This window comes from Mesorhizobium sp. EU05-FHT14A09 (assembly GCF_058790995.1).
In genome coordinates this window covers 1,062,131-1,083,220 of sequence record NZ_JBYTDF010000001.1, presented here as the reverse complement: position 1 = coordinate 1,083,220, position 21,090 = coordinate 1,062,131, and the positions used below count along the sequence as shown (strand labels likewise).

At 62.2% G+C, this 21,090-nt stretch carries 19 protein-coding genes and 1 tRNA gene; all 20 read left to right on the top strand.

Annotated elements, in window-relative coordinates:
- The first annotated feature begins 11 nt into the window (after positions 1-11).
- The 20 genes from AC3WTO_RS05005 (at position 12) to AC3WTO_RS04910 (ending at position 21,069) form a co-directional block, all read left to right on the top strand.
- Complete coding sequence (locus AC3WTO_RS05005; protein WP_492459573.1) at positions 12-1,853, top strand: sensor histidine kinase; 1,842 nt, start codon at positions 12-14, stop codon at positions 1,851-1,853.
- Complete coding sequence (locus AC3WTO_RS05000) at positions 1,850-3,208, top strand: sigma-54-dependent transcriptional regulator (RefSeq protein WP_492459572.1); 1,359 nt, start codon at positions 1,850-1,852, stop codon at positions 3,206-3,208. The genes AC3WTO_RS05005 and AC3WTO_RS05000 overlap by 4 nt, the downstream gene beginning before the upstream one ends.
- 288 nt (positions 3,209-3,496) lie before the next feature.
- Entirely contained in the window at positions 3,497-4,474 is a 978-nt protein-coding gene (locus tag AC3WTO_RS04995) for a tripartite tricarboxylate transporter substrate-binding protein (protein WP_492459571.1), read from the top strand.
- Positions 4,475-4,598: 124 nt separating this feature from the next.
- A complete protein-coding gene (locus AC3WTO_RS04990; RefSeq protein WP_326895738.1) occupies positions 4,599-5,069 on the top strand; it encodes a tripartite tricarboxylate transporter TctB family protein in 471 nt (156 codons plus the stop codon).
- Positions 5,070-5,072: 3 nt separating this feature from the next.
- A complete protein-coding gene (locus tag AC3WTO_RS04985; RefSeq protein WP_492459570.1) occupies positions 5,073-6,584 on the top strand; it encodes a tripartite tricarboxylate transporter permease in 1,512 nt (503 codons plus the stop codon).
- A gap of 84 nt (positions 6,585-6,668) precedes the next feature.
- Complete coding sequence (locus AC3WTO_RS04980; RefSeq protein ID WP_492459569.1) at positions 6,669-7,517, top strand: alpha/beta fold hydrolase; 849 nt, start codon at positions 6,669-6,671, stop codon at positions 7,515-7,517.
- Between the two features lie 153 nt (positions 7,518-7,670).
- Positions 7,671-8,696, top strand: a complete 1,026-nt coding sequence (locus tag AC3WTO_RS04975; RefSeq protein ID WP_492459568.1) for an ABC transporter substrate-binding protein — start codon at positions 7,671-7,673, stop codon at positions 8,694-8,696.
- Between the two features lie 109 nt (positions 8,697-8,805).
- Positions 8,806-10,305 (top strand): sugar ABC transporter ATP-binding protein, encoded by a 1,500-nt coding sequence (locus tag AC3WTO_RS04970; protein WP_492459567.1) that lies wholly within the window; start codon positions 8,806-8,808, stop codon positions 10,303-10,305.
- Positions 10,305-11,285: an ABC transporter permease gene (locus AC3WTO_RS04965; RefSeq protein WP_492459566.1), complete on the top strand. Its 981-nt coding sequence runs from the start codon at positions 10,305-10,307 to the stop codon at positions 11,283-11,285. The genes AC3WTO_RS04970 and AC3WTO_RS04965 overlap by 1 nt, the downstream gene beginning before the upstream one ends.
- A complete protein-coding gene (locus AC3WTO_RS04960) occupies positions 11,282-12,271 on the top strand; it encodes an ABC transporter permease (RefSeq protein ID WP_492459565.1) in 990 nt (329 codons plus the stop codon). Before AC3WTO_RS04965 ends, AC3WTO_RS04960 begins: the two co-directional genes overlap by 4 nt.
- Positions 12,272-12,276: 5 nt before the next feature.
- The gene (locus AC3WTO_RS04955) at positions 12,277-13,296 is read left to right on the top strand and encodes a LacI family DNA-binding transcriptional regulator (protein ID WP_492459564.1); all 1,020 of its coding nucleotides are present in this window, start codon (positions 12,277-12,279) and stop codon (positions 13,294-13,296) included.
- Between the two features lie 23 nt (positions 13,297-13,319).
- Positions 13,320-14,558, top strand: a complete 1,239-nt coding sequence (locus AC3WTO_RS04950; RefSeq protein ID WP_492459563.1) for a Gfo/Idh/MocA family protein — start codon at positions 13,320-13,322, stop codon at positions 14,556-14,558.
- Positions 14,559-14,750: 192 nt separating this feature from the next.
- Positions 14,751-15,419 carry a GntR family transcriptional regulator gene (locus AC3WTO_RS04945; protein WP_492459562.1) on the top strand — a complete coding sequence of 223 codons (669 nt, stop codon included), beginning with the start codon at positions 14,751-14,753 and terminating at the stop codon, positions 15,417-15,419.
- 92 nt (positions 15,420-15,511) lie between these two features.
- Positions 15,512-16,078: a biotin transporter BioY gene (locus AC3WTO_RS04940; protein ID WP_492459561.1), complete on the top strand. Its 567-nt coding sequence runs from the start codon at positions 15,512-15,514 to the stop codon at positions 16,076-16,078.
- A gap of 11 nt (positions 16,079-16,089) precedes the next feature.
- Positions 16,090-17,160 carry a biotin synthase BioB gene (gene bioB / locus AC3WTO_RS04935; RefSeq protein ID WP_492460037.1) on the top strand — a complete coding sequence of 357 codons (1,071 nt, stop codon included), beginning with the start codon at positions 16,090-16,092 and terminating at the stop codon, positions 17,158-17,160.
- Between the two features lie 2 nt (positions 17,161-17,162).
- Entirely contained in the window at positions 17,163-17,801 is a 639-nt protein-coding gene (gene bioD, locus AC3WTO_RS04930; RefSeq protein WP_492460036.1) for a dethiobiotin synthase, read from the top strand.
- Positions 17,802-17,919: 118 nt separating this feature from the next.
- A complete protein-coding gene (locus AC3WTO_RS04925) occupies positions 17,920-18,222 on the top strand; it encodes a DUF982 domain-containing protein (protein ID WP_492459560.1) in 303 nt (100 codons plus the stop codon).
- A gap of 493 nt (positions 18,223-18,715) precedes the next feature.
- Positions 18,716-18,801 (top strand) — tRNA-Leu (locus AC3WTO_RS04920).
- A 139-nt stretch (positions 18,802-18,940) separates the two neighbouring features.
- Positions 18,941-20,044, top strand: coding sequence for a DUF535 family protein (locus AC3WTO_RS04915; protein WP_492459559.1), 1,104 nt, complete (start codon positions 18,941-18,943; stop codon positions 20,042-20,044).
- A 62-nt stretch (positions 20,045-20,106) separates the two neighbouring features.
- On the top strand, positions 20,107-21,069 hold the full coding sequence (locus tag AC3WTO_RS04910) for a glycosyltransferase family 4 protein (protein WP_492459558.1): 963 nt from the start codon (positions 20,107-20,109) through the stop codon (positions 21,067-21,069).
- The last annotated feature ends 21 nt before the right edge of the window (positions 21,070-21,090 follow it).

The window sequence follows — 21,090 nt, the reverse complement described above, 5'->3', positions numbered from 1 at the left end:
CGGCGACGCTGATGCTCAAGTCACTTTCCGATAGACGCTGGTTCTGGATCGCGCTTCTGGCAGCGCTCACCGTGGCGCTTGGCTTCTACGGCAGCAATTTTGCCACACGCGCCTATCTCGATCAGGCGGCGTCGCGCGGCAAGACCACGCTAAGGCTGGCGGTAGCCGCTCTGCAGGGGCAGCTCAATCGCTTCGAGCCACTGCCATCCCTGATCGCCGACAATGACGACATCAAAGAACTGCTGGCAGATCCCGGCAACCCGGAGCTTCGCGCGCGGGGCGACCTTTATCTCAAACAGATCAATGCCTTGCTGCAGTCCTCGGACATCTACGTCATCGGCCCGGATGGCGTGACGATCGTGGCCAGCAATTTCGACCGGCCGATCAGCTTCGTCGGCGAGAATTTCTCCTATCGCCCCTATTTCCAGGAGGCGATCCAAGGCAAGCGCGGCCGCTTTTTCGCACTCGGCACCACCTCGCTGAAGCGCGGCTACTATTTTTCGGCTCCCGTCCAGGTCGGCGATGTCATCCGCGGTGTCGTGGTGTTCAAGGTCGAGGTCGACGCCATCGAGGCGTCATGGCTCGGCGGCGACGACGAGATCATCGTCACCGATCCCGAAGGCATCATCTTCATGGCGGAGCGGCCTGAGTGGCTCTACACCAGCCTGCTGCCCTTGACCCCGGAGCGCCTCGCCCGCACAGCCGCCTCGCGGCGCTACGCCAACGCCAGCCTTCGCGAACTTCCGGTGACGCGCGGAAATTTCGAAAACCGGCTTTCGCTGATGACGGTCGATTTCGACAGGCAGCAGAACGAATATCTGGTGCTGTCCGAGGCCATGCCGGATGCCGGCTGGACGATCAACGTGCTGCTGGACACACGCTCGGCACGCACTCAGGCCTTGACCACGGTGGCCGCGGTTCTGCTGACTTTGGGCCTTGCCGCCCTGGCCGGCTTTGTCCTGCTGCAGCGCCGGGCCCGGCTTGCCGAACGCATGGAAATGCAGCGTTTTGCGCGCGAAGAGTTGGAGCATCGTGTCGAAGAGCGCACACATGATCTAGCCCTCGTCAACACGCGCCTGGAGACCGAAGTTGCCGAACGACGCACCACGGAGCAGCAACTGCGGCAGACACAGGCCGACCTGATCCAGGCCGGCAAGCTGGCAGCGCTTGGGCAGATGTCGGCGGCGCTGTCGCATGAATTCAATCAACCGCTGGCGGCGGTGAAGACCTATGCCGACAACGCCGCCATTCTCATCGAGCGCAACCGTGTCGCCGAGGCGCGCGACAACGTTGCGCGCATTTCGGGCCTCGCCGACCGCATGGCCTCGATCAGCCGCCACCTCCGCAACTTCGCGCGCAAGCCGAACGAAAAACTCGGCGCGGTCGATCTGGCGGATGTGGTGCGCGATACACAAGAAATCGTGGCCTGGCGCCTCAAGGCGGCCGATGCGACGCTGCTTGTCGACCTCGGCCGTACGCCGCTGACGGTCAAGGCCGGTTCGGTCCGGCTGCAGCAGGTGCTGGTGAACATCATCACCAACGCTGCCGACGCCATCGAAGGACTTCCCGACAGGCGGATTGAACTGCAGGCGCGCCGCAAGGCAGGCAAAGTGCTGGTCACCGTTCGCGACCGTGGCCCGGGTGTCGCCGACGCCATCGCGGAACGCATATTCGATCCGTTCTTCTCAACGAAGGGCGTCGGCAAGGGGCTCGGTCTTGGCCTCTCTATTTCCTACAACATCATCAAGGACTTCGGCGGAAGCCTTGCCGTCCTGAATCATCCAGAAGGTGGCGCCCTGTTCACGATAGAACTCGAAGCGATGCGCAACACCTTGCGGGAGGCAGCCGAATGAAGCCGCCGATCGTGCTGCTGGTCGACGACGAAGAGGAACCGCGCCGGGCAGCGGCCCAATCGCTCGACCTTGCCGGGCTTGCGCTGCAGGAATGCGCCTCGGCGGAGCGCGCGCTCGACTTCATCACCCAGGGTTTCAACGGCGTCGTCGTCTCCGACATCCGTATGCCCGGCATGGATGGAATGACTTTGCTTGCGCGCATTCGCGAGATCGACGCGGATATCCCCGTCATCCTCGTGACGGGCCACGGTGACGTGCAGCTTGCTGTGCGCGCCATGCGCGAGGGCGCTTACGACTTCCTGGAAAAACCTTATGTCGTGCAGCACCTGATCGAAATGGCCGGGCGCGCCATCGACCGGCGCCAGCTCGTGCTGGAAAATCGGCAGTTGCGCGCCGCGGCCGGCAAGAATGACGATCTCGAGGCCCGCCTGCCCGGCCGGACCCAGGTGATGGTCGAGCTGCGCTACAAATTGCGGGCGATCGCGGCCACCGATGCCGACATTCTGGTGATCGGCGATACCGGAACCGGCAAGGAGGTGGCTGCGCGCGCGTTGCACGACATCAGCGGCCGCGCGACCAAACCCTTTATCGCCATCAACTGTGCTGCGCTTCCCGCCACCCTTATCGAAAGCGAACTGTTCGGCCATGAGGCCGGCGCCTTCCCTGGCGCCCTGCGGCCGCGCTTCGGCAAGTTCGAGCATGCCAGGGGCGGCACCGTCCTTCTCGACGAAATCGGTTCGATGCCCATCGATCTGCAGGCCAAGCTGCTGCGCGTCATACAGGACCGTGTCATCTACCGGCTGGGCTCCAATGAAGCGATCCCGTTGGACGTGCGCTTCATCGCCACAAGCAAGGTCGATCTCGATGAGGAAGTCACGGCAGGACGCTTCCGTGCCGATCTGCTCTACCACCTCAATGTGGTGACGCTGAGAATGCCGGCGCTCGTCGCCCGGCGCGAAGACGTTCCTTTGCTCTTCCTGCAATTGGTGCGCGAGGCGGCCGGACGCTATCGCCGCGACGACGCCGATGTGCCGCCGCATGTCATCGCCGACATCGCCGGGCGGGACTGGCCTGGCAATGTGCGCGAACTCAGGAATGCCGCGGACCGGTTCGTGCTGGGATTGAGCCCGGATGGCGGAGCGCAGACGACCGAACCGACCAATGGTGACCTGCGCCTGGCGGATCGCGTCGCGGAGTTCGAAAAGGACATCATCTCGGCGGCCCTTGTCGCGCATGGCGGCAGCCTCAAGCCGGTTTACGAACAGCTCGGAATCTCGCGCAAGACGCTCTACGAAAAGATGCAGCGCTATGGACTCGACAAGAAGCAGCTCGGTATGCCGGAGGCCGCGGACTGAGCCCGAATGTGTGGGAAACCACCCACGCCCAGAGCACAATGTTACGATTTCCACCCATTGCACCGGCATTGGACGAAGGGTGCCATCGTTTTCGCACATTCTGATATTGCCGAACGAAGCAAAGACTTCTCCTATTAGTCATCCGTTCACGGCGCCGGAGGAGACCTGCGCCAGAGCAATTCCAGGAAAAGTGCGTAGCGGTTTTCCGTCCGGAATAGCGTGAAACAAGGGAACGGAGCGTTTCCGTCGAAAACGGAAACGCTCTAAACGAGCATCTGGGAGGATTTCATGAAGAAGCTTATCGCCTCGCTGGCGACGGCCGCGACCTTTGCCGTTCTGGCGAGCTCTGCCGGGGCACAGACCTATCCCGACAAGACGATCACCGTGATCGTACCGTTCGCCGCCGGCGGACCGACCGACACAGTCACCCGCCTGGTCGCTGAGTCGATGTCCAAGGACCTCGGCCAGCAGCTCATCGTGGAAAATGTCGGCGGTGCCGGCGGAACGTTGGGCGCGGCCCGCGTCGCCGAAGCCGATCCCGATGGCTACACGCTGCTCCTGCATCATATCGGCATGGCCACCAGCGCCACGCTCTACCGCAAGCTCGCCTACGACACGTTGAATGCTTTCGACTATGTCGGCCTCGTCACCGAAGTGCCGATGACGATCGTCACGCGCAAGGATTTCGAACCCGCCGACCTGAAAGGCCTGATCGACTACGTCAAGGCCAACAAGGACAAGGTGACACTCGCCAATGCCGGCATCGGCGCCGCCTCGCATCTGTGCGGCATGATGTTCATGAACGCCATCCAGACCCAGTTCGTGACCGTGCCCTACAAAGGCACCGGCCCGGCGATGACCGATCTGCTCGGCAGCCAGGTCGATATCATGTGTGACCAGACCACCAACACCACCAAGCAGATCCAGGGCGGTACCATCAAGGCCTATGCCGTCACCTCGCCTGCCCGTCTCGACGTGCTGCCCAACATCCCGACCACGGAGGAAGCTGGACTGCCGGGTTTCCAGGTCGGCATCTGGCATGGGCTCTATGCGCCGAAAGGCACGCCTCCGGAAGTGCTCGACAAGCTCAGCAAGTCGCTGCAGAAGGCGCTGAAGGATGAGAACGTCATCGCCCGCTTCGCAGAACTCGGCACCAAGCCGTCGCCCGAGGCCGATGCCACGCCGGCAGCGCTCAAGGCCAAGCTGGAGAGCGAAGTCGCCCGCTGGAAGCCGGTGATCGAAGCTGCCGGTCAATACGCCGATTGACACTTCACAAGGCCGGACGAGCACGCCTCGTCCGGCCTTTCACGTTGCAGGCTGCCGCGCTCGGGTTGAGCATGCGGGGCGGCCGCGTGAAGCGACGTCTCGCGTCAGGCCTCTGGAGGGAACCGTGAACAAGCTTTCCATCGATCCGACGAACGGCGCGTGCGGGGCGATTTTCGTCGCCGCCGGCCTGTTCTTCGGCTACCAGTCACTCGGCCAGGAGATCGGCACCGCCTTTCGCATGGGACCGGGCTATTTCCCGCTCGTGCTGTCGGGCATCCTGATCGTGCTCGGTGCCATCATCGCCATCCAGGCCACCCGGGTCGCGGGCGAGCCTATCGGTGCAATCGCCTGGCGTGGCATGTTCTTCATCCTGCCCGCGCCGATCTTCTTCGGGCTCACCGTACGCGGCCTGGGTTTCGTACCGTCGCTGTTCATAACCGCACTGATCGCAGCCTTTGCCTCGCAGCGGATGCGGCCGGGCACTGCGATCATCGTGGCGCTGGCACTCACCATCTTCTCTACGATCGTGTTCAGCTATGCGCTCGGCCTGCCGTTCCAGCGGTTCGGTCCCTGGCTTTCCTGGGCGGGAGTCTGAGCCATGGATCTTTTCGACAATCTCGCGCTCGGTTTCGTCACCGCTTCCACCATGTGGAACCTGATTTTCTGCCTGGTCGGTGTGCTCCTCGGCACATTGATCGGCGTGCTGCCCGGCATCGGCGCAACGGCGACCATCGCCATGCTGCTGCCGGTGACCTTCCAGATCGGCGACCCGGTTTCGTCGCTGATCATGCTGGCCGGCATCTATTACGGCGCACAATATGGCGGCTCCACCACGGCCATCCTGATCAACATGCCGGGCGAGTCTTCCTCTGCGGTGACCGCCATCGACGGTTACCAGATGGCGCGCAACGGTCGTGCGGGAGCAGCACTTGCCACTGCCGCGCTCGGTTCCTTCTTCGCCGGCACGGTGGCGACCTTCCTGGTCGCGCTGTTTGCGCCACCGCTGACCAAGATCGCGCTGCAGTTCGGTGCGGCCGAATACTTCTCGCTGATGGTCGTCGGATTGGTCTCGTCGATCGCACTTGCCCATGGTTCGATAGTCAAGGCGCTGGCCATGGTGGTGCTCGGCCTGCTGCTCGGCCTGGTCGGTTCCGACATTTTCGAGGGCACGCCCCGATTCACCCTCGGCATCCGTGAATTCGCCGATGGCCTGAACTTTGTCGCGGTGGCGGTCGGTGTGTTCGGCGTCGCAGAAATCCTGCGCAATCTGGAAAACGAACACGACCGCTCGGTGATGATCCGCAAGGTGACCGGACTGATGCCGACGCGCGAGGATTTCCGGCGTATGGCGGCCCCTATTCTGCGCGGCACAGGGCTCGGTTCGGTGCTGGGCATCCTGCCCGGCGGCGGCGCCATTCTCGCTTCCTTCGCCTCCTACACAATGGAAAAGCGGGTCGCCAAGAACCCGGAGGAATTCGGCAAGGGCGCGATCGAAGGCGTGGCCGGGCCGGAATCGGCCAACAATGCCGCGGCGCAGACCTCATTCATCCCGATGCTGACGCTGGGCATTCCGGCCAATCCGGTGATGGCACTGATGATCGGCGCCATGATCATCCAGGGCATCGTGCCGGGACCCGACGTCGCCGCCGAACGACCGGCACTGTTCTGGGGGCTGATCGCATCGATGTGGATCGGCAATCTGATGCTGATCGTGCTCAACCTGCCACTGATCGGGCTGTGGGTGAGACTGCTGACCGTGCCTTACCAGGTGCTGTTCCCAGCGATCATGGCGTTCTCGGCGATCGGCGTCTATTCGGTGAAGTCGAGCGCCTGGGATCTCTACTCGGTCGCCTTCTTCGGCTTCCTTGGCTACCTGCTGGCCAAGCTGCGGTGCGAGCCTGCTCCGTTGCTGCTCGGCTTCGTGCTCGGCCCGCTGTTCGAGGAAAACCTGCGCCGCGCGATGATCCTGTCCAGGGGCGATCCATCGATCTTCGTGACCAGGCCAATCAGCGCCATCCTGCTGCTGGCGGCCGCCCTGGTCCTGGTGGTCGTCCTGCTGCCATCCGTGCGCAAGAAGCGCGAGGAAGTGTTCGTCGAAGAGGATGCTTGAGGCCTTGCCTCGCGACCGTCATCGCTGTTGACTTTCCGGAAGGGAAGGCGGTTCATCCCGCCTTCCCTTCCGGAGGATCGCCCGATGTCGCGTTTGTGGACCGCCCTGACCGTTGCCGCCCTGCTGCTGTTTGCAGGTGCCGCCAATGCCGAGGAACGCTGGCAGACCCTGCCCGAACCGGTGCCGATGCCCAAGGCCGATGACAGCGGCTACGCTCCCGTCAACGGCATCCAGATGTATTACGCCGTCTATGGCAAAGGCACCCCGGCCCTGCTGATCCATGGCGGTCTCGGCCACGCCGACATCTGGTCGAGCCAGGTGGCGGAGTTGGCCAAGACGCACAAGGTGATCGTCGCCGACAGCCGCGGGCACGGCCGCTCGACCCGCACGGAAGAGCCCTTCGGCTATGATCTGATGGCGTCCGACTACGTCGCCTTGCTCGACCACCTCAAGATCGACAAAACCGCTTTGGTGGGCTGGAGCGATGGCGGCATCATCGGCATCGACCTCGCGATGAACCATCCCGACCGGTTGACGCGCGTCTTTGCGCAGGCCGCCAATGTCAGCACCGACGGCGTCGATCCGGGCGTGCTGACCAACAAGACCTTCGCCGCATACATCGAACGCTCCGGCCGCGACTACAAGAAGCTGTCCAAGACGCCCGACCAGTACGACGCTTTCGTCGGCCAGATCAGCAAGATGTGGGAAACTCAGCCGAGCTGGAACAAGGAACAGCTCGCCAGGATCACCACGCCGATCGCCGTCGTTGCCGGCGACCATGATGAGGCGATCAAGCGCGAACACACCGACGCCATGGCCAAGATGATCCCCGGCGCGACCGAGATCATCCTGCCCAACGCCAGCCATTTCGCGATGCTGCAGGCTCCGGACGAATACAACAAGGCCGTGCTCGACTTCATCGACGCGAAGTAAGACGCAACGCCAACCCATCGGGTTTGGCCGGACACCTCGTCCTCATTTTCGCTTTCAGATGACGAAATTCGCACTGAAATGCCGTGAAATCGCTATTGAAATCGATTTCATTCCTGATAACCTTGCCGTTGTCGCACTCAGGGAGGATCAATAATGAAGAAAGCGATCGTATTGGCTTTGACGGCCACCACCGCGCTGGCCGCGTCGGCATTTTCCACCTACGCAGCGGATTTCAAGATCGGCCTTTCCAATGGCTGGGTCGGCTCGGAATGGCGCACGCAGATGATCGAGGAGGCCCAGGCCGCTGCTGCTGCCTGGAAGGATAAGGGCGTCAATGTCGAGGTCGTGGTGCAGAGCGCCAATGTCGACGTGCCCGGCCAGATCGCGCAGGTGCGCAATTTCATGAGCCAGGGCGTCAACGCCATTATCATCAATCCGAACAGCCCGACCGCATTCGACCCGATCTTCAAGCAGGCCAAGGACGCCGGCATTCTGGTCATCGCCACGGATTCGGAAGTGTCTTCCAAGGATGCCACCTATGTCGGCATCGACCAGAAGGCCTGGGGCGCCGCCGGCGCCAAATGGCTGGCCGAGACGCTTGGCGGCAAGGGCAATGTCGTGGCGATCAACGGCGTTGCCGGTCATCCCGCCAACGAGATGCGCGTTTCCGGCTACAAGGAAGTGTTCGGCCAATATCCCGACATCAAGATCGTCAACGAGGTGAACGCCAACTGGGATCAGGCACAGGGCCAGCAGGCCATGCAGAACCTGCTTGCCACTTACCCGGACATCACCGGCGTCTGGGTGCAGGATGGCATGGCTGCCGGCGCATGGAAGTCGATCATCGACGCCAACAAGCAGTCCTCGATCGCCGCGACCGGTGAAATCCGCAAGGACTTCATCGACCTGTGGAAGAAGGACAAGCTGAATTCCGGCGCCTCGGTGAACCCACCCGGGGTCATGGCCAGCGCACTCAATGTCGCGGTGCTGATGCTTCAGGGCAAGGAATTGAAGGAACCTGCGGCTGCCGGCCAGTACGGCAACGCCATGTACCTGCCGATCCCTTTCATCGACAACAAGAGCCTCGATGACGCAGCGAAAGCCGTGGACGGCAAGCCCGGCTACTACTCCTTCACCAGCCAGCTCTCGATCGAAGACGCTGAAAAGCTCTTCAAATAACAGGTCTCAGGACCTCCGCCCGGCAGCTGTGCTCCGGGCGGATCCGGGACGACTTTTCAAGTAAGCTGACAATCCGGGGTAAAAACCGGCTGCCGAAGGGACGGCTTCGATGTCCGAACTCATCGTTCGCGGCGCGCGCAAGGCCTATGGCGCAACAGTTGCGCTAAGCCGCGGCGACCTGCATCTCAAACCTGGCGAAGTGCATGTGCTGATCGGCTCGAACGGATCGGGCAAAAGCACGCTGTGCAAGATCGTCGCCGGCAGCGTGAGGCCGGATGCCGGCGAAGTGCTGCTGGACGGCAAGCCGGTCACCATCGACGGACCGCGCGCGGCGCGCGCGCTCGGCATCGGCATCTTCTACCAGGAGCTCAGCCTGGCAGCCCGCCGCACCGTGGCTGAGAACATCCTGCTGCCGGCAATGCCGGTGAAGGGTGGCATCTTTGTCGATCGTTCCGAACTCGAGGCTCGGACGGCCCGGATCATTGCGCAATTCCAGGACGTCGCCGGCGAAGGCTTTGCCGCCGATGTCACGGTGGACAGATTGCGCGCCGACCAGCGCCAGTTGGTCGAGATCATGAAGGCTCTTGCCAGCGAGGCCCCTATCCTCATTTTCGACGAACCGACCTCCGCGCTCGACCGCGCCCAGGTCGATCGTTTCTTCGAGATTCTGCGCCGCCTGAAACAGGAAGGCCGCGCCATGGTGTTCATCTCGCACCGCATGGACGAGATCTTCTCGATCGGCGACCGGGTCACGGTCATACGCGACGGCGCCACCGTCGCCACTTCCGCCATCGCCGAGACGAACGCCGATGAAGTGATCCGCCAGATGGTGGGCGAACGCGAGGCGCTGTCGGCCGAAAGCAAGCCGCCTGTACCGGCTGCCGCCGGCGAGCCCATGCTGTTGGTTGCCAATCTCGGCGGCTCCGGCTTCCGCGATGTTTCCTTCACCGTCGGCAAGGGTGAGATTCTGGGCTTCGGCGGACTGCATGGCCAAGGTCAATCCTCGGTCCTACGCGCTATTTTCGGGGCCCTGCCCCACAATACCGGCACGATCGAGGTGAGCGGCAGGGCCTGCGCCGCACGCACGCCGGCCGAGGCCATCCGCAATGGCATTGCCTATGTCTCCGGCGATCGCGGCCGCGACGGCGCCTTGACTGGCCGGCCGATCCTGGAAAACGTCACGCCGATCCATTTCCTGCGCAACAGGCTGCAGCTTGCCCGTCCCGGCGTCCTCTCTGCGCTGGCCGATGGACCGCTGAAGGCGCTGAAGACCAAATTCCGGGATATCGGCCAGCCGGTGAATTCGCTGTCCGGCGGCAACCAGCAAAAGGTGGTGATCGCACGCTGGCTGATCGACCGGCCTGCAATCCTGCTGCTCGACGACCCGACCAAGGGTATCGACCTTGCCGCGAAGTCGGACCTTTTCCAGCTCATCCGCTCCCTGGCGGCTGAGGGCATGGGCATCGTGCTGTATTCTTCGGAGGATGCCGAATTGCTCACCAACGCCGATCGTATCCTGGTCTTCAATTCGGGCGTCGTGACCCGCGAACTGCAGGGCGACGATCGAACCCGCTACAATCTCTACCATGCTGCATATGAGGCTGCCTGATGAGCAACGCAGCAACCCAGACCGGTACTGGCCTTGGACGTCTGATCCGCCGCTACCCTTTTCTGCCGGCACTGATCATCCTCATCCTGCTTCTGGCGCTCAACGGCATCTTCGAGCCGCGCAGCTTGAGCTTCCGTTCGACGACCGGACTCGTCTCGACCTACCTGGCGCTGATGATGCTGGCCGTGGCGCAGACCTATGTCGTCTTTTCGGGCGACATCGACCTGTCGGCGGGCAGCATTGTATCCTTGGTCAATGTCTCGGTGATCGTGCTGATGCAGAAATGGGGCGGTGACGGTCTCACTGTCATTGCTGCCTGCCTTGTCGGCGCCCTGATCGGGCTCGCTTGCGGGCTGATCAACGGCATCGTCGTGGCGGGCCTGAGATTGCAGGCGATCGTCGCCACCTTCGCGACCTCCATCTTCTTCACCGGCCTCGCACTTACCGTCTTGCCTGTGGCCGGCACACCGGCGCCCGAAGCCTACTGGACGACCTATGGCGGTCGTTTCTTCGGCATCCCCTTTGTCTTTTTTGCCGTCGCCGCGGTCGCAATCCTGCTCGCCATATTGATGCGCTTGCGTTTGACCACGCAGATGCTGGCTGTCGGTGACGATCAGCAGGCGGCGTTCCAGAGCGGCTTGCCGGTGACCGCGATCCGCATCAAAGGTTACGTTTTCTGCGGCCTGTTCGCGGCGCTCGCCGCACTCTGCATCACCGGCGACACTGCAAGCGGCGATCCGCTGGTCGGCGGCAAGATGACGCTCTATTCGGTCGCCGCCGTCGTGCTCGGCGGTTCGGCACTGGCCGGCGGCTTCGGCACGGTGACAGGGTCGTTGGTCGGCGCACTCATCATCGGCCTCATCAATGCGCTGGTTTTCTTCGTCGGCACGCCTTCGGAATGGCAGAACTTCGTACAGGGTCTCGCCATCCTCCTGGCCTTGATGACAGGCATCCTCGTCAGCCGCGGAGCACGGGCATGAGCACCGACGCCCTCTCCTCTAAAACCACAGGGAATGCCGTTCTGGCGTTCCTGAAGAAGCCGCTCGTGGTGGCGCTGATCCTGATCGTGCTGCTGCTTGCCGTCGGCGAATGGCTGTCGCCGGGCTTCGCGTCACCCGGCCAGATCCTGAGGCTGCTGATCGTTGCTGCCTTGCTCGGCATCGTCGCGGCTGGCCAGAATCTCGTCATACTGGGCGGACGCGAGGGCATCGACCTCTCGGTCGGGGGTGTCGTCTCGCTGGCGGCGATCCTGGCCGGCAATGTCATGAACGGTGCCGATGGCGGCATCCTGCCAGCCATCCTCGTCTGCATCGTGGTCGGCGCCTTGTTCGGCCTCATCAACGGTGTCGGAGTGACGCTGCTGCGCATCCCGCCACTGGTAATGACGCTCGGCATGCTCGGCGTGCTGCAGGGCCTGCTGGTGGTGATCCGCAATGGCATCCCATCCGGCCGCGCTGCGCCGGGTCTGTCCGATTTCGTCGTCAAACCGTTCCTGCTCGGCCTGCCGGGCATCATCTGGCTATGGCTGCTGATCGGGCTCGCCATGGCATTCCTGCTGCGCCGCACGGTCTTCGGCTATCGCGTCTACGCCATAGGCTCCAACGAGCAGGCCGCCTTCATGGCCGGGGTGCCGGTCAAGACGGTCCGCGTCGCGTTGTTCATGCTGTCCGGCGTTTTCGCAGCCATCGCCGGCATGTGCCTGCTGGGCTATTCCGGATCTTCCTTCGCCAATGTCGGCGAACAATACATGCTGCCTTCGATCATCGCTGTGGTGCTGGGCGGCACCCCGCTCTCCGGCGGCAAGGGCGGCTATACCGGCACGATGGCCGGTGCGATCCTCCTGGTTCTGCTCCAAAGCATCCTGACCACCGTCCATATCGACGAGGCCGGCCGGCAGATGGTGTTCGGCGCGACCTTGGTGGCGCTGATGCTGTTCTACGGACGCGCCAAGGCGATGCGAGGCTGACCAGGATGGCCGGGCCCGCCAAGATCAAGGACATCGCCGCCCGCGCCGGCGTTTCTCCGGCCACGGTCTCGCGCGCGCTTTCCGATACCGGCCTGGTGGCTGAGCCGACGCTCTCGCGCATTCGCGAAGTGGCGCAGATGCTGAACTACAGGCCCAATGTGAGCGCCCGCAATTTGCGCACCCAGAAATCGATGGCAGTGCTGATGGTGGTGCGCGATGTCGGCAACCCCTTCTATCTCGAGATCATGAAGGGTGTCGAAGCGACCGCTCGTGCTGCCGGCTATTCGGTGCTGATGGGCAACACCGAAAACAACGCCGAGCGCGAGGTCGAATATTTCGACATGCTGCGCGATGGCCATGCCGACGGCATGATCCTGATCACCGGCAAGCTGCCGTGGTCGAGCGAAGAGAGTCGATCCCATCTACAGGGCCTGCCTGTGGTGGTGGCACTGGAAACGATCGAAGGCATGGGGTTGCCCCATGTGCAGATCGACAATGTCGGCGCCTCACGCAGCGCGGTCGAACATCTGATCGGGCTCGGTCATCGAGCCATCGCCCATATCTGCGGCCCCATCCCCGAAATCATGGCCGTCCGCCGTCGTGAAGGATTTCGCCAGGCCATGCACGCTGCAGGATTGGCGATACCGGACGGCTACGAACCTGTCGGCGACTATCTGCTGCACTCGGGCGAAGCCTTGTGCCGCGAGCTGTTCGAGCGACCGGACCGGCCAACCGCGATGTTTGTCGCCAACGACGAAATGGCCTTCGGCGCGATCAACGAGTTGCGCCGGTTAGGCCTCGACGTTCCCGGCGACATTTCCGTGGTCGGTTTCGACGATCTGTTCCTCAGCCAGGCCTACTATCCACCGCTGACGACGGTGCGCCAGCCGCGCGCGGAGATCGGCCAGGAAGCGATGCGGCAGTTGCTGCGGGTGCTGGCTGGAGAAGAAGTCGAAGCGGAGACGCTGGAAATGCCGACGACGCTGCAGATCCGCGGCTCCACCGCCCGGCCAAAATCAATCTGAAAGACAAAGCAGGAAGGACGATCATGGCACAGTTGCCGAAGGAGAGATTGCGCGTCGGGTTCGTGGGGACGGGCTTCATCGCCCAGTTCCACCTGAAATCGCTGGTCGGCGTGCGCAACATCGATGTTGTCGGCGTCTACAGCCGCAGCAACGAAAAACGCGAGCACTTCGTCAAGCTGGCCGAAGAGCTCGGTCTCGGCGCCTGCAAGAACCACGACAGCCTGGAAAGCCTGCTTGGCGACCCCACGCTCGATGCGGTCTGGATCCTGTCGCCGAATTACACGCGCCTCGACATCATGCGCACGCTGCATGCCGAGATAAAGGCCGGCCGATCCAAGGTGTTCGCGGTTGCCTGCGAAAAGCCGCTGGCGCGCACCGTTGCCGAAGCACGCGAAATGCTGAAGCTGGCCGAGGAGGCCGGGCTGAACCATGGCTATCTCGAAAACCAGGTGTTCGCGACACCGGTCATCCGCGGCAAGGAAATCATCTGGCGCCGCGCCGCATCGACCACCGGCCGCCCCTATCTTGCCCGTGCCGCCGAAGAGCATTCCGGTCCACACGAGGCCTGGTTCTGGCAAGGCGACAAACAAGGCGGCGGCGTGCTGTCGGACATGATGTGCCACAGCCTTGAAGTCGCGCGCCATCTGCTGACGGCTCCCGGCGCAGCGCGAGGTTCGCTCAAGGTCAAATCGGTCAACGGAACCGTTGCCAACCTGAAATGGACCCGGCCGCATTACGCAGACGACCTCGCTCGCCGCTTCGGCTCCGGCGTCGACTATCGCAACCACCCTTCAGAAGACTTCGCGCGCGGGGTTGTGGCGCTGGAGGACGAAGCGGGCAACGAGTTGATGATCGAAGCCACCACATCCTGGGCCTATGTGGGAGCCGGGTTGCGCATCCAGCTCGAATTGCTGGGGCCTGAATATGCGATGGAATTCAATTCGCTGGGCACCGGCCTTAAGATCTTCATGTCGCGCGCCGTGCAAGGTTCGGAGGGCGAAGACCTGGTCGAGAAGCAGAATGCCGAACAAGGCCTGATGCCGGTGCTGGAAGACGAGGCCGGCGTCTACGGCTATACCGACGAAAACCGCCACATGACCGAATGTTTCCGCAAGGGCGAGACCCCGCTGGAAACCTTCCACGATGGGCTTGCCGTGGTGGAGATGATGATGGGCCTCTACAAATCGGCGGAAACCGGTGAGACGGTTCGCTTCCCGGCACCGGAACTCGAGCATTATGTGCCGCCGGTGGCGCGGCGCTAGAGCAATTCCAGGAAATAGAGTAGCCCAGCCAAAAAGGCAGATCTACGTCTCCGCGTCATCTCAAGGCAAGGTGCCCTGCCCCTTGCCTTTCTTTTTGCCCAGAGAGAAAGCCTGGGGAAACGCCAGCAAGGGAAGTATCTCTTGTCCTGTCGGCCAATCGACAAGCCTCGCGCGCCAAATTATCTATGAAACATGGGCGCACAAAAAGAAGACACTCTCGCGGTCCGCATTTCGAAGACGCTGGCCGATCGCATCATCGCAGGCAAGATCGAACCCGGCTCGCGGCTGCGGCAGGATCATATCGCCGAGGAGTTCGGTGCCAGCCACGTTCCCGTGCGCGAGGCCTTTCGCCGGCTGGAAGCACAAGGTCTCGCGGTGAGCGAACCGCGTCGGGGCGTGCGTGTTGCCAGCTTTGACCTCGCCGAAGTGAAGGAAGTGGCGGAAATGCGCGCGGCGCTTGAGGTGCTGGCGCTGCGCCATGCCGCGCCGCATCTGACGCCGGCCATTCTTGATGCTGCCGAAGAAGCCACCAAGGCTGGCGACAATTCGCGCGACGTCCGCTCCTGGGAGGAGGCTAACCGGCGCTTCCATCGACTTATCCTGGAGCCTTGCGCCATGACGCGCCTGCTTTCAGCCATCGACGACCTCCACGCCGCCAGCGCCCGTTTTCTGTTCGCCGCCTGGCAGTCGGACTGGGAAGCGCGTACCGACCACGACCATCGCGCCATTCTATCGGCCTTGCGCAAGGGCCAGATCGAGGCCGCGTGCACCACGCTGGCCGGCCACGTCCAGTGGATCGGCCGCCGCCCCCAGAAGTCGGCCAGCGGCGGCATTCGCGACGCTTTCGCGATTGTCGGATAAAAATATCTATAATCCTATTGCGACTCGTTTCCTTTTGTGGATTCAATGTAGATATAGATCATAGATTATCTATAATTTAAGAAAGGAACATCATGAGCGAGACCCTCACGCTGCGCGGCGTCAAGCCGCGCAAGGCGGTAAGAACTGCTGCGACGATCATCGCGGGCGTCGCCCTGATCACGCTATGCGCCAAGCTGCGCATTCCATTCTGGCCGGTGCCGCTGACGCTGTACACGCTGGCGGTCATGGGCATTGCGATCGCCACCGGCCCGCGCATGGCGACAGCCACCTTCCTCGCCTTTCTGGCGGTTGGCGCTGCCGGGGTGCCCGTATTCTCAGGCTCGCCGGAACGCGGAATCGGCATTGCCTACATGATGGGGCCAACTGGCGGCTATCTGTTGGGATATCTCTTCGCCAGCTGGCTGACCGGTTGGCTCGCTGAAGGCAGACAGACGTTCGGCCGCGTCATGGCTATGCTGGCTGGTCTCGTCGTCACCTACGCAGCCGGCCTGCCCTGGCTCGGCTTCTATATTCCCGTCAAGGATATCGTTCCGCTCGGCTTTACCCCGTTCATCCTGGGCGACCTCATCAACATCGCCATGGTCGCAGCCGGGGCGGCGATGATCCCGGCACGCCTGCTGGGAAGGATCGGTCGGTGAGTGCGTCTTCCATGCCGACACGCTCGCCCTTTGAAGAGGCGAGCGCCGTGCGCACCGACTGGACACAGGCCGAAGCGGAAGCGATCTATGGCTTGCCGCTGCCCGACTTGCTTCATCGGGCACAGAGCACGCACCGCGACCGCTTCGACCCAACCGTCGTCGAAACCGCCAGCCTGCTCAGCGTCAAAACCGGCGGCTGTCCGGAAGATTGCGGCTACTGCTCACAGAGCGCGCATCACGACACCGGCGTCAAGGCCAGCAAATTGATGGCAGTGGAGCGCGTGATCGAGGACGCAAAGCGCGCCAAGGCCGGTGGGGCGACCCGGTTTTGCATGGGGGCTGCCTGGCGCAGCCCGAAAGACCGCGACATGGACCGGGTCTGCGCCATGATCGAAGGCGTCAGGGCGCTCGGCATGGAAACCTGCGTGACGCTTGGCATGCTGACTGCCCTGCAGGTCGAACGCCTGAACGATGCCGGCCTCGACTACTACAACCACAACATCGACACGTCGCGGGAATACTACCCCGAGATCGCCACCACCCGCACCATTGATGACAGACTGGATACGCTGGCGCTGGTCCGTGCCGGCGGCATCAAGATCTGTTCGGGCGGCATTGTCGGCATGGGAGAAACCATGACTGACCGCATCGCGATGCTGGTCATCCTGGCGACGCTGGAGAAACACCCGGAAAGCGTTCCGATCAACATGTGGAACGAGGTCAAGGGCACACCGGTGATGGAAAAGAGCCAGCCTGTCGAGCCGATCGCTTTCGTGCGGCTGATAGCGCTGGCACGCATTCTCATGCCTGAGAGCGTGGTTCGGCTTTCAGCCGGCCGCCATGCCATGAGCGACGAGTTGCAGGCGCTATGCTTCCTTGCGGGTGCCAACTCGATCTTCACCGGCAACGTGCTTCTGACCACCGGCAATCCGGAGCGCAACAAGGATTTCGCATTGCTGAAAAAGCTCGGCATGCGCGCAGCCGAAAAGCCGGTCCATGCCGGCACCGATGATCGTCAGCAACAGATCAACGGTGCGTCCTCTCAAACCTCCCATCCCTCGCAGGCGGTTGGCAACCTTTGAGTATGCGCATCGTCGTCACCGGCACCGACACCGATATCGGCAAGACGATCTTCGCGGCGGGGCTGACCAGGCTGCTGGGAGCTTGCTACTGGAAACCCGTGCAGGCGGGGTTGGCTGGCGAGACCGACAGCGAGACCGTAGGGCGGCTCGGCGAAATTCCGCCGAGCCGCATCCTGCCGGAGAGATGGCGGCTGGGGGCGCCGGCCTCGCCACATCATGCCGCGGCGGTCGACGAGGTCACCATCGTCCCCGAAGACCTGACGCTACCAGAAGTCGATCGCCCGCTGATCATCGAGGGCGCCGGCGGGGTTCTGGTACCACTGACCCGCACCGCTACCTTCGCCGACGTCTTCGCGCGCTGGAAGTTGCCGGTGGTGTTGTGCGCGAGCACCCGGCTTGGCACCATCAACCACACACTTCTGTCGCTGGAAGCGCTGCGTGCCCGCACAATTCCCGTTGTCGGCGTAGCCTTTGTCGGCGAGGCTCAACCGGAGACGGCAAGCATCATAGGCGAGCTTGGCAGAATCAGGATCCTGGGTCGGCTGCCAATGCTCGATCCACTGACGCCAGCAACATTGCAGCGAGCTTTCGCCGATGTCTTTCGACCCAATGACTTTCTGAATCCTCGACTGGAGGCATGATATAAGCGAAGATGGATTTAAGCACGGAACCACAGCCGTGCTGGAACGTTCATGTGCGTTCTCCTGCCGAGGCCAGCGTTCGTTTTTGGCCTCCCTCCATTTTCAGAAAGGCCTTCCGATGCACAATTTGCTGGCGTTCAAGCCTGTCATTGTCACTGCCGAGGTTGGCGACAAACGTGAAATCTCCTCGCTCTGCGATATGGTCGAGTTCCTCACCGAATGGGCCAAGACCGGAGAGAGCAAGACCTGGGAAATCGCCATGAAGGCGTGCAATGCCGCCCAGTCCGGAGAACTGGATCCCCAGATCGCGCGCAATGCGTTTCTTGCCTTTGCCCGCCGCTCCAAGATCCTGGTACCTGAAGACACCAAATACATCACCGTGAAGCCGAGTGTCGCCGGCTTCGGTGGATTTGCGCTATGACGTCCTGCAAGAGCATTTTGTAGCCAAGTGGGATCACCTGGCGTTACGGAAATGCGGTGAAAACAAAACTGAGAGCGTTTCCGTGAAAAGCGGCAACACTCCAGCGAACGCGTCACTTGCCGTGCTCCGGACGACGACGTAAGAACCACTGGCAACGATTTGCCCACGTTCGACGGAACACCGGTCAGAAATGCTCGTCAAATTTGCCTTCGATCTTATCTGCGAGGGATGCGTCAGCATCTCTCGCACCGGCATCTGGTTGCCAGCCGGCATAGCCGCGGCACTGCTGGTGCAGTGGCTTTGCATCAGTCTGGCATTAGGCCTGTTCCGGTCTTTCCCCATGCGATTGCGCAGACTTCTGAACAGGCGTTGACCACGCCTCTGACGCAGTTGTGGGACGGGTTTGCTGCTGAGCCCCCTCCTCACAAGTTTCGCCCGGGCAGGCAAAACATCTGTTGACTACGTCCTCTAAGTATTTGAAGTGACTGCGCGTGCGGACGTGGCGGAACTGGTAGACGCAAGGGACTTAAAATCCCTCGATCCTCGATCGTACGGGTTCGATTCCCGTCGTCCGCACCATTTGCGATAAATCGTTTTCAAAACAAATCGATGGCGTGCATTTCGACGGCGGGCGCTGGTCGTCGACGGTCGGTTTTCACCAAGCGACGCCGATGCTTTCCCAGGCGTCTGTGTCGACCGCCTCTTGCTCACACGATGAATGATCTCAGCGAGGTGGCAGAAAGCTGCCATCCTCCGATCATCCGAACGCGTCCTCCACTGTTTCTCCACGCTCTCTCCACGCGGATGTTTTCAGAATAGCAGCCTTGCGCAGCATCGGCTCGACGCGCGCCACAATGATTTTCAGCTGCGGGAAGCGCAAAACCTCATGACGGCCTCAGACGCTCCGCTGCGCGCCAAATTCTCGCGCAGAAGACACTCCACACCTCGCCGGGTGCTGAACGCATGGATCCGCACGACGAAACAGGCGATCGTGCGGCGGATATTCCAGCGTGAAATCTCCACCATCAAAAACGCACTCAGTGCAGATCCATTCTGCCGTATCGTCGAGGCCTATCCGGACATTCCATTCAAACCGGTGCGCTCCTACCTCCTCAGCGGGCTGCGGCCTGCGCAACGCACGGCCGCGCTTGTGGGACATTACGCGACTGCGTTTCGTCTGCTGAACAGCAAGGCTTTTGTCGAGAGCCACATTACGGGCAAACGTCTGCTGACGCTGGAAAGCCCGGTAGGCGACATCTCCGTGGACCTCACGGGCCAGCAAGGGCTCTATCGCGAAGCCGAGTGGCGGCTTCTGCTGTCCTGGAATGGCAGGGCTGTCGTCGAGATGGGTATTGCGATCGTCGACAGCCGCCTTCTTCGCATCGAGGGGACGGGACCAGTCCTCTGGATCGGTGCCCTCAAGACGATAGCTGTCGGCGCACACGGGCTCGACGATGCGCGGATCCTGACCAAGAACCTGGCCGGCCTGCGGCCCAAGAGCCTGCTCCTGCTCGTCGCACAGAGCGTCGCCGGCAGCCTGAAGCTCTCCGGCGTTTTTGCCGCCTCCAACAGAGGCCATGTGTTTGCATCGGACATCACGTTACGCCACCGGATTGCGGCTGACTATGATGGCTTCTGGACAGAATCCGGAGGCAGGCGCGTGCGCTCCACGATCTTCGAGCTCCCGCTGGCGAAGATCCGGCGCTCTCCGGACGAATACAAGCCCAACAAGCGGGCCCAGATCAGGCGACGGCACCAGCTCGAGATCGAGATCGAACAGAGTGTCCGCGAAGCCCTCGCACCGTTGCTGCATCAACCATAGCTGGAGTCCCGCGCCCAGGCCTCAGTTCGACCAATTCAATCCGGTTGCTCCTCGCGCACTTCATGATCCACCTGTTTAATGGCTTTATGAGCCCCTTTGGCGGCAGCGACCTGGAGGCACTGGAACTGTATCGACACTTGAATGTGGATACAGAGGTCCGTCTTTGGGCAACGTCTTCCAGAGCCTCGAACGAATTGACGCGCCGCTATCCGATCCGCCGCCCCTCGCCGCTGACGCGGGATGTGCCGAATGGCGGCACCTATGTCTTTCTCGGGGCACATTGGCGCAGCAAGGTTTGGCCCTATCTGATATCGCGCCCACGCCGGTTGATTTATGTGTTCAACACCTTTCATCCGAAAATCCTCGCACTGACGACCCGGATGCCGCAGATTCTGGGTTGGCCCAAGGCCGAGATGGTGCTGATTTCTGATTTTCAGAAGCGTCTGCTGCAGGTCGACGGCGTCGTACATCCCTCGCCAATCGACATCGAGCGGTTTGCACCACGATCCGTCATCGAGGGCCGCCCTTTCACGGTGGGGCGCATGAGCCGCAATTCAGCCGCCAAGCATCACGCCGATGACCTGCCGATCTATCAGTCCCTGCTCGCAGATGGCGCCAAAGTACGGATCCAGGGCGGAGCGCTTCTTCGGGGCAAGTTGGCACCACATCCACAGCTGGAGCTGCTGCCGGAAGGCCTGTTCGACGCGGCCGACTTCATGTCGACACTCGACGTCTTTTATTATCGAAGCGGCACGCATGTGGAGACGTTCGGCCGTGTCGTGCTGGAGGCAATGGCATGCGGTTTGCCGGTGGTCTGCCACAAGCATGGCGGCTACGCTGATCACATCAGGCAGGGCGAAAACGGTTACCTGTTCGAGACAAGCCAGGAAGCCCGCCAAATCCTGGCGGTGCTTAGAGCGGATCCGGCCCTGCGGGCCGCCGTGGGCCATAACGCCCGGCAAACCGCTGAAAATCTCTTTTCACCGCGCGCCCTGCGCGAGAGGATGAATTTCTATCGGGGCTGAGCGTCTGACGATCAGGCCCCG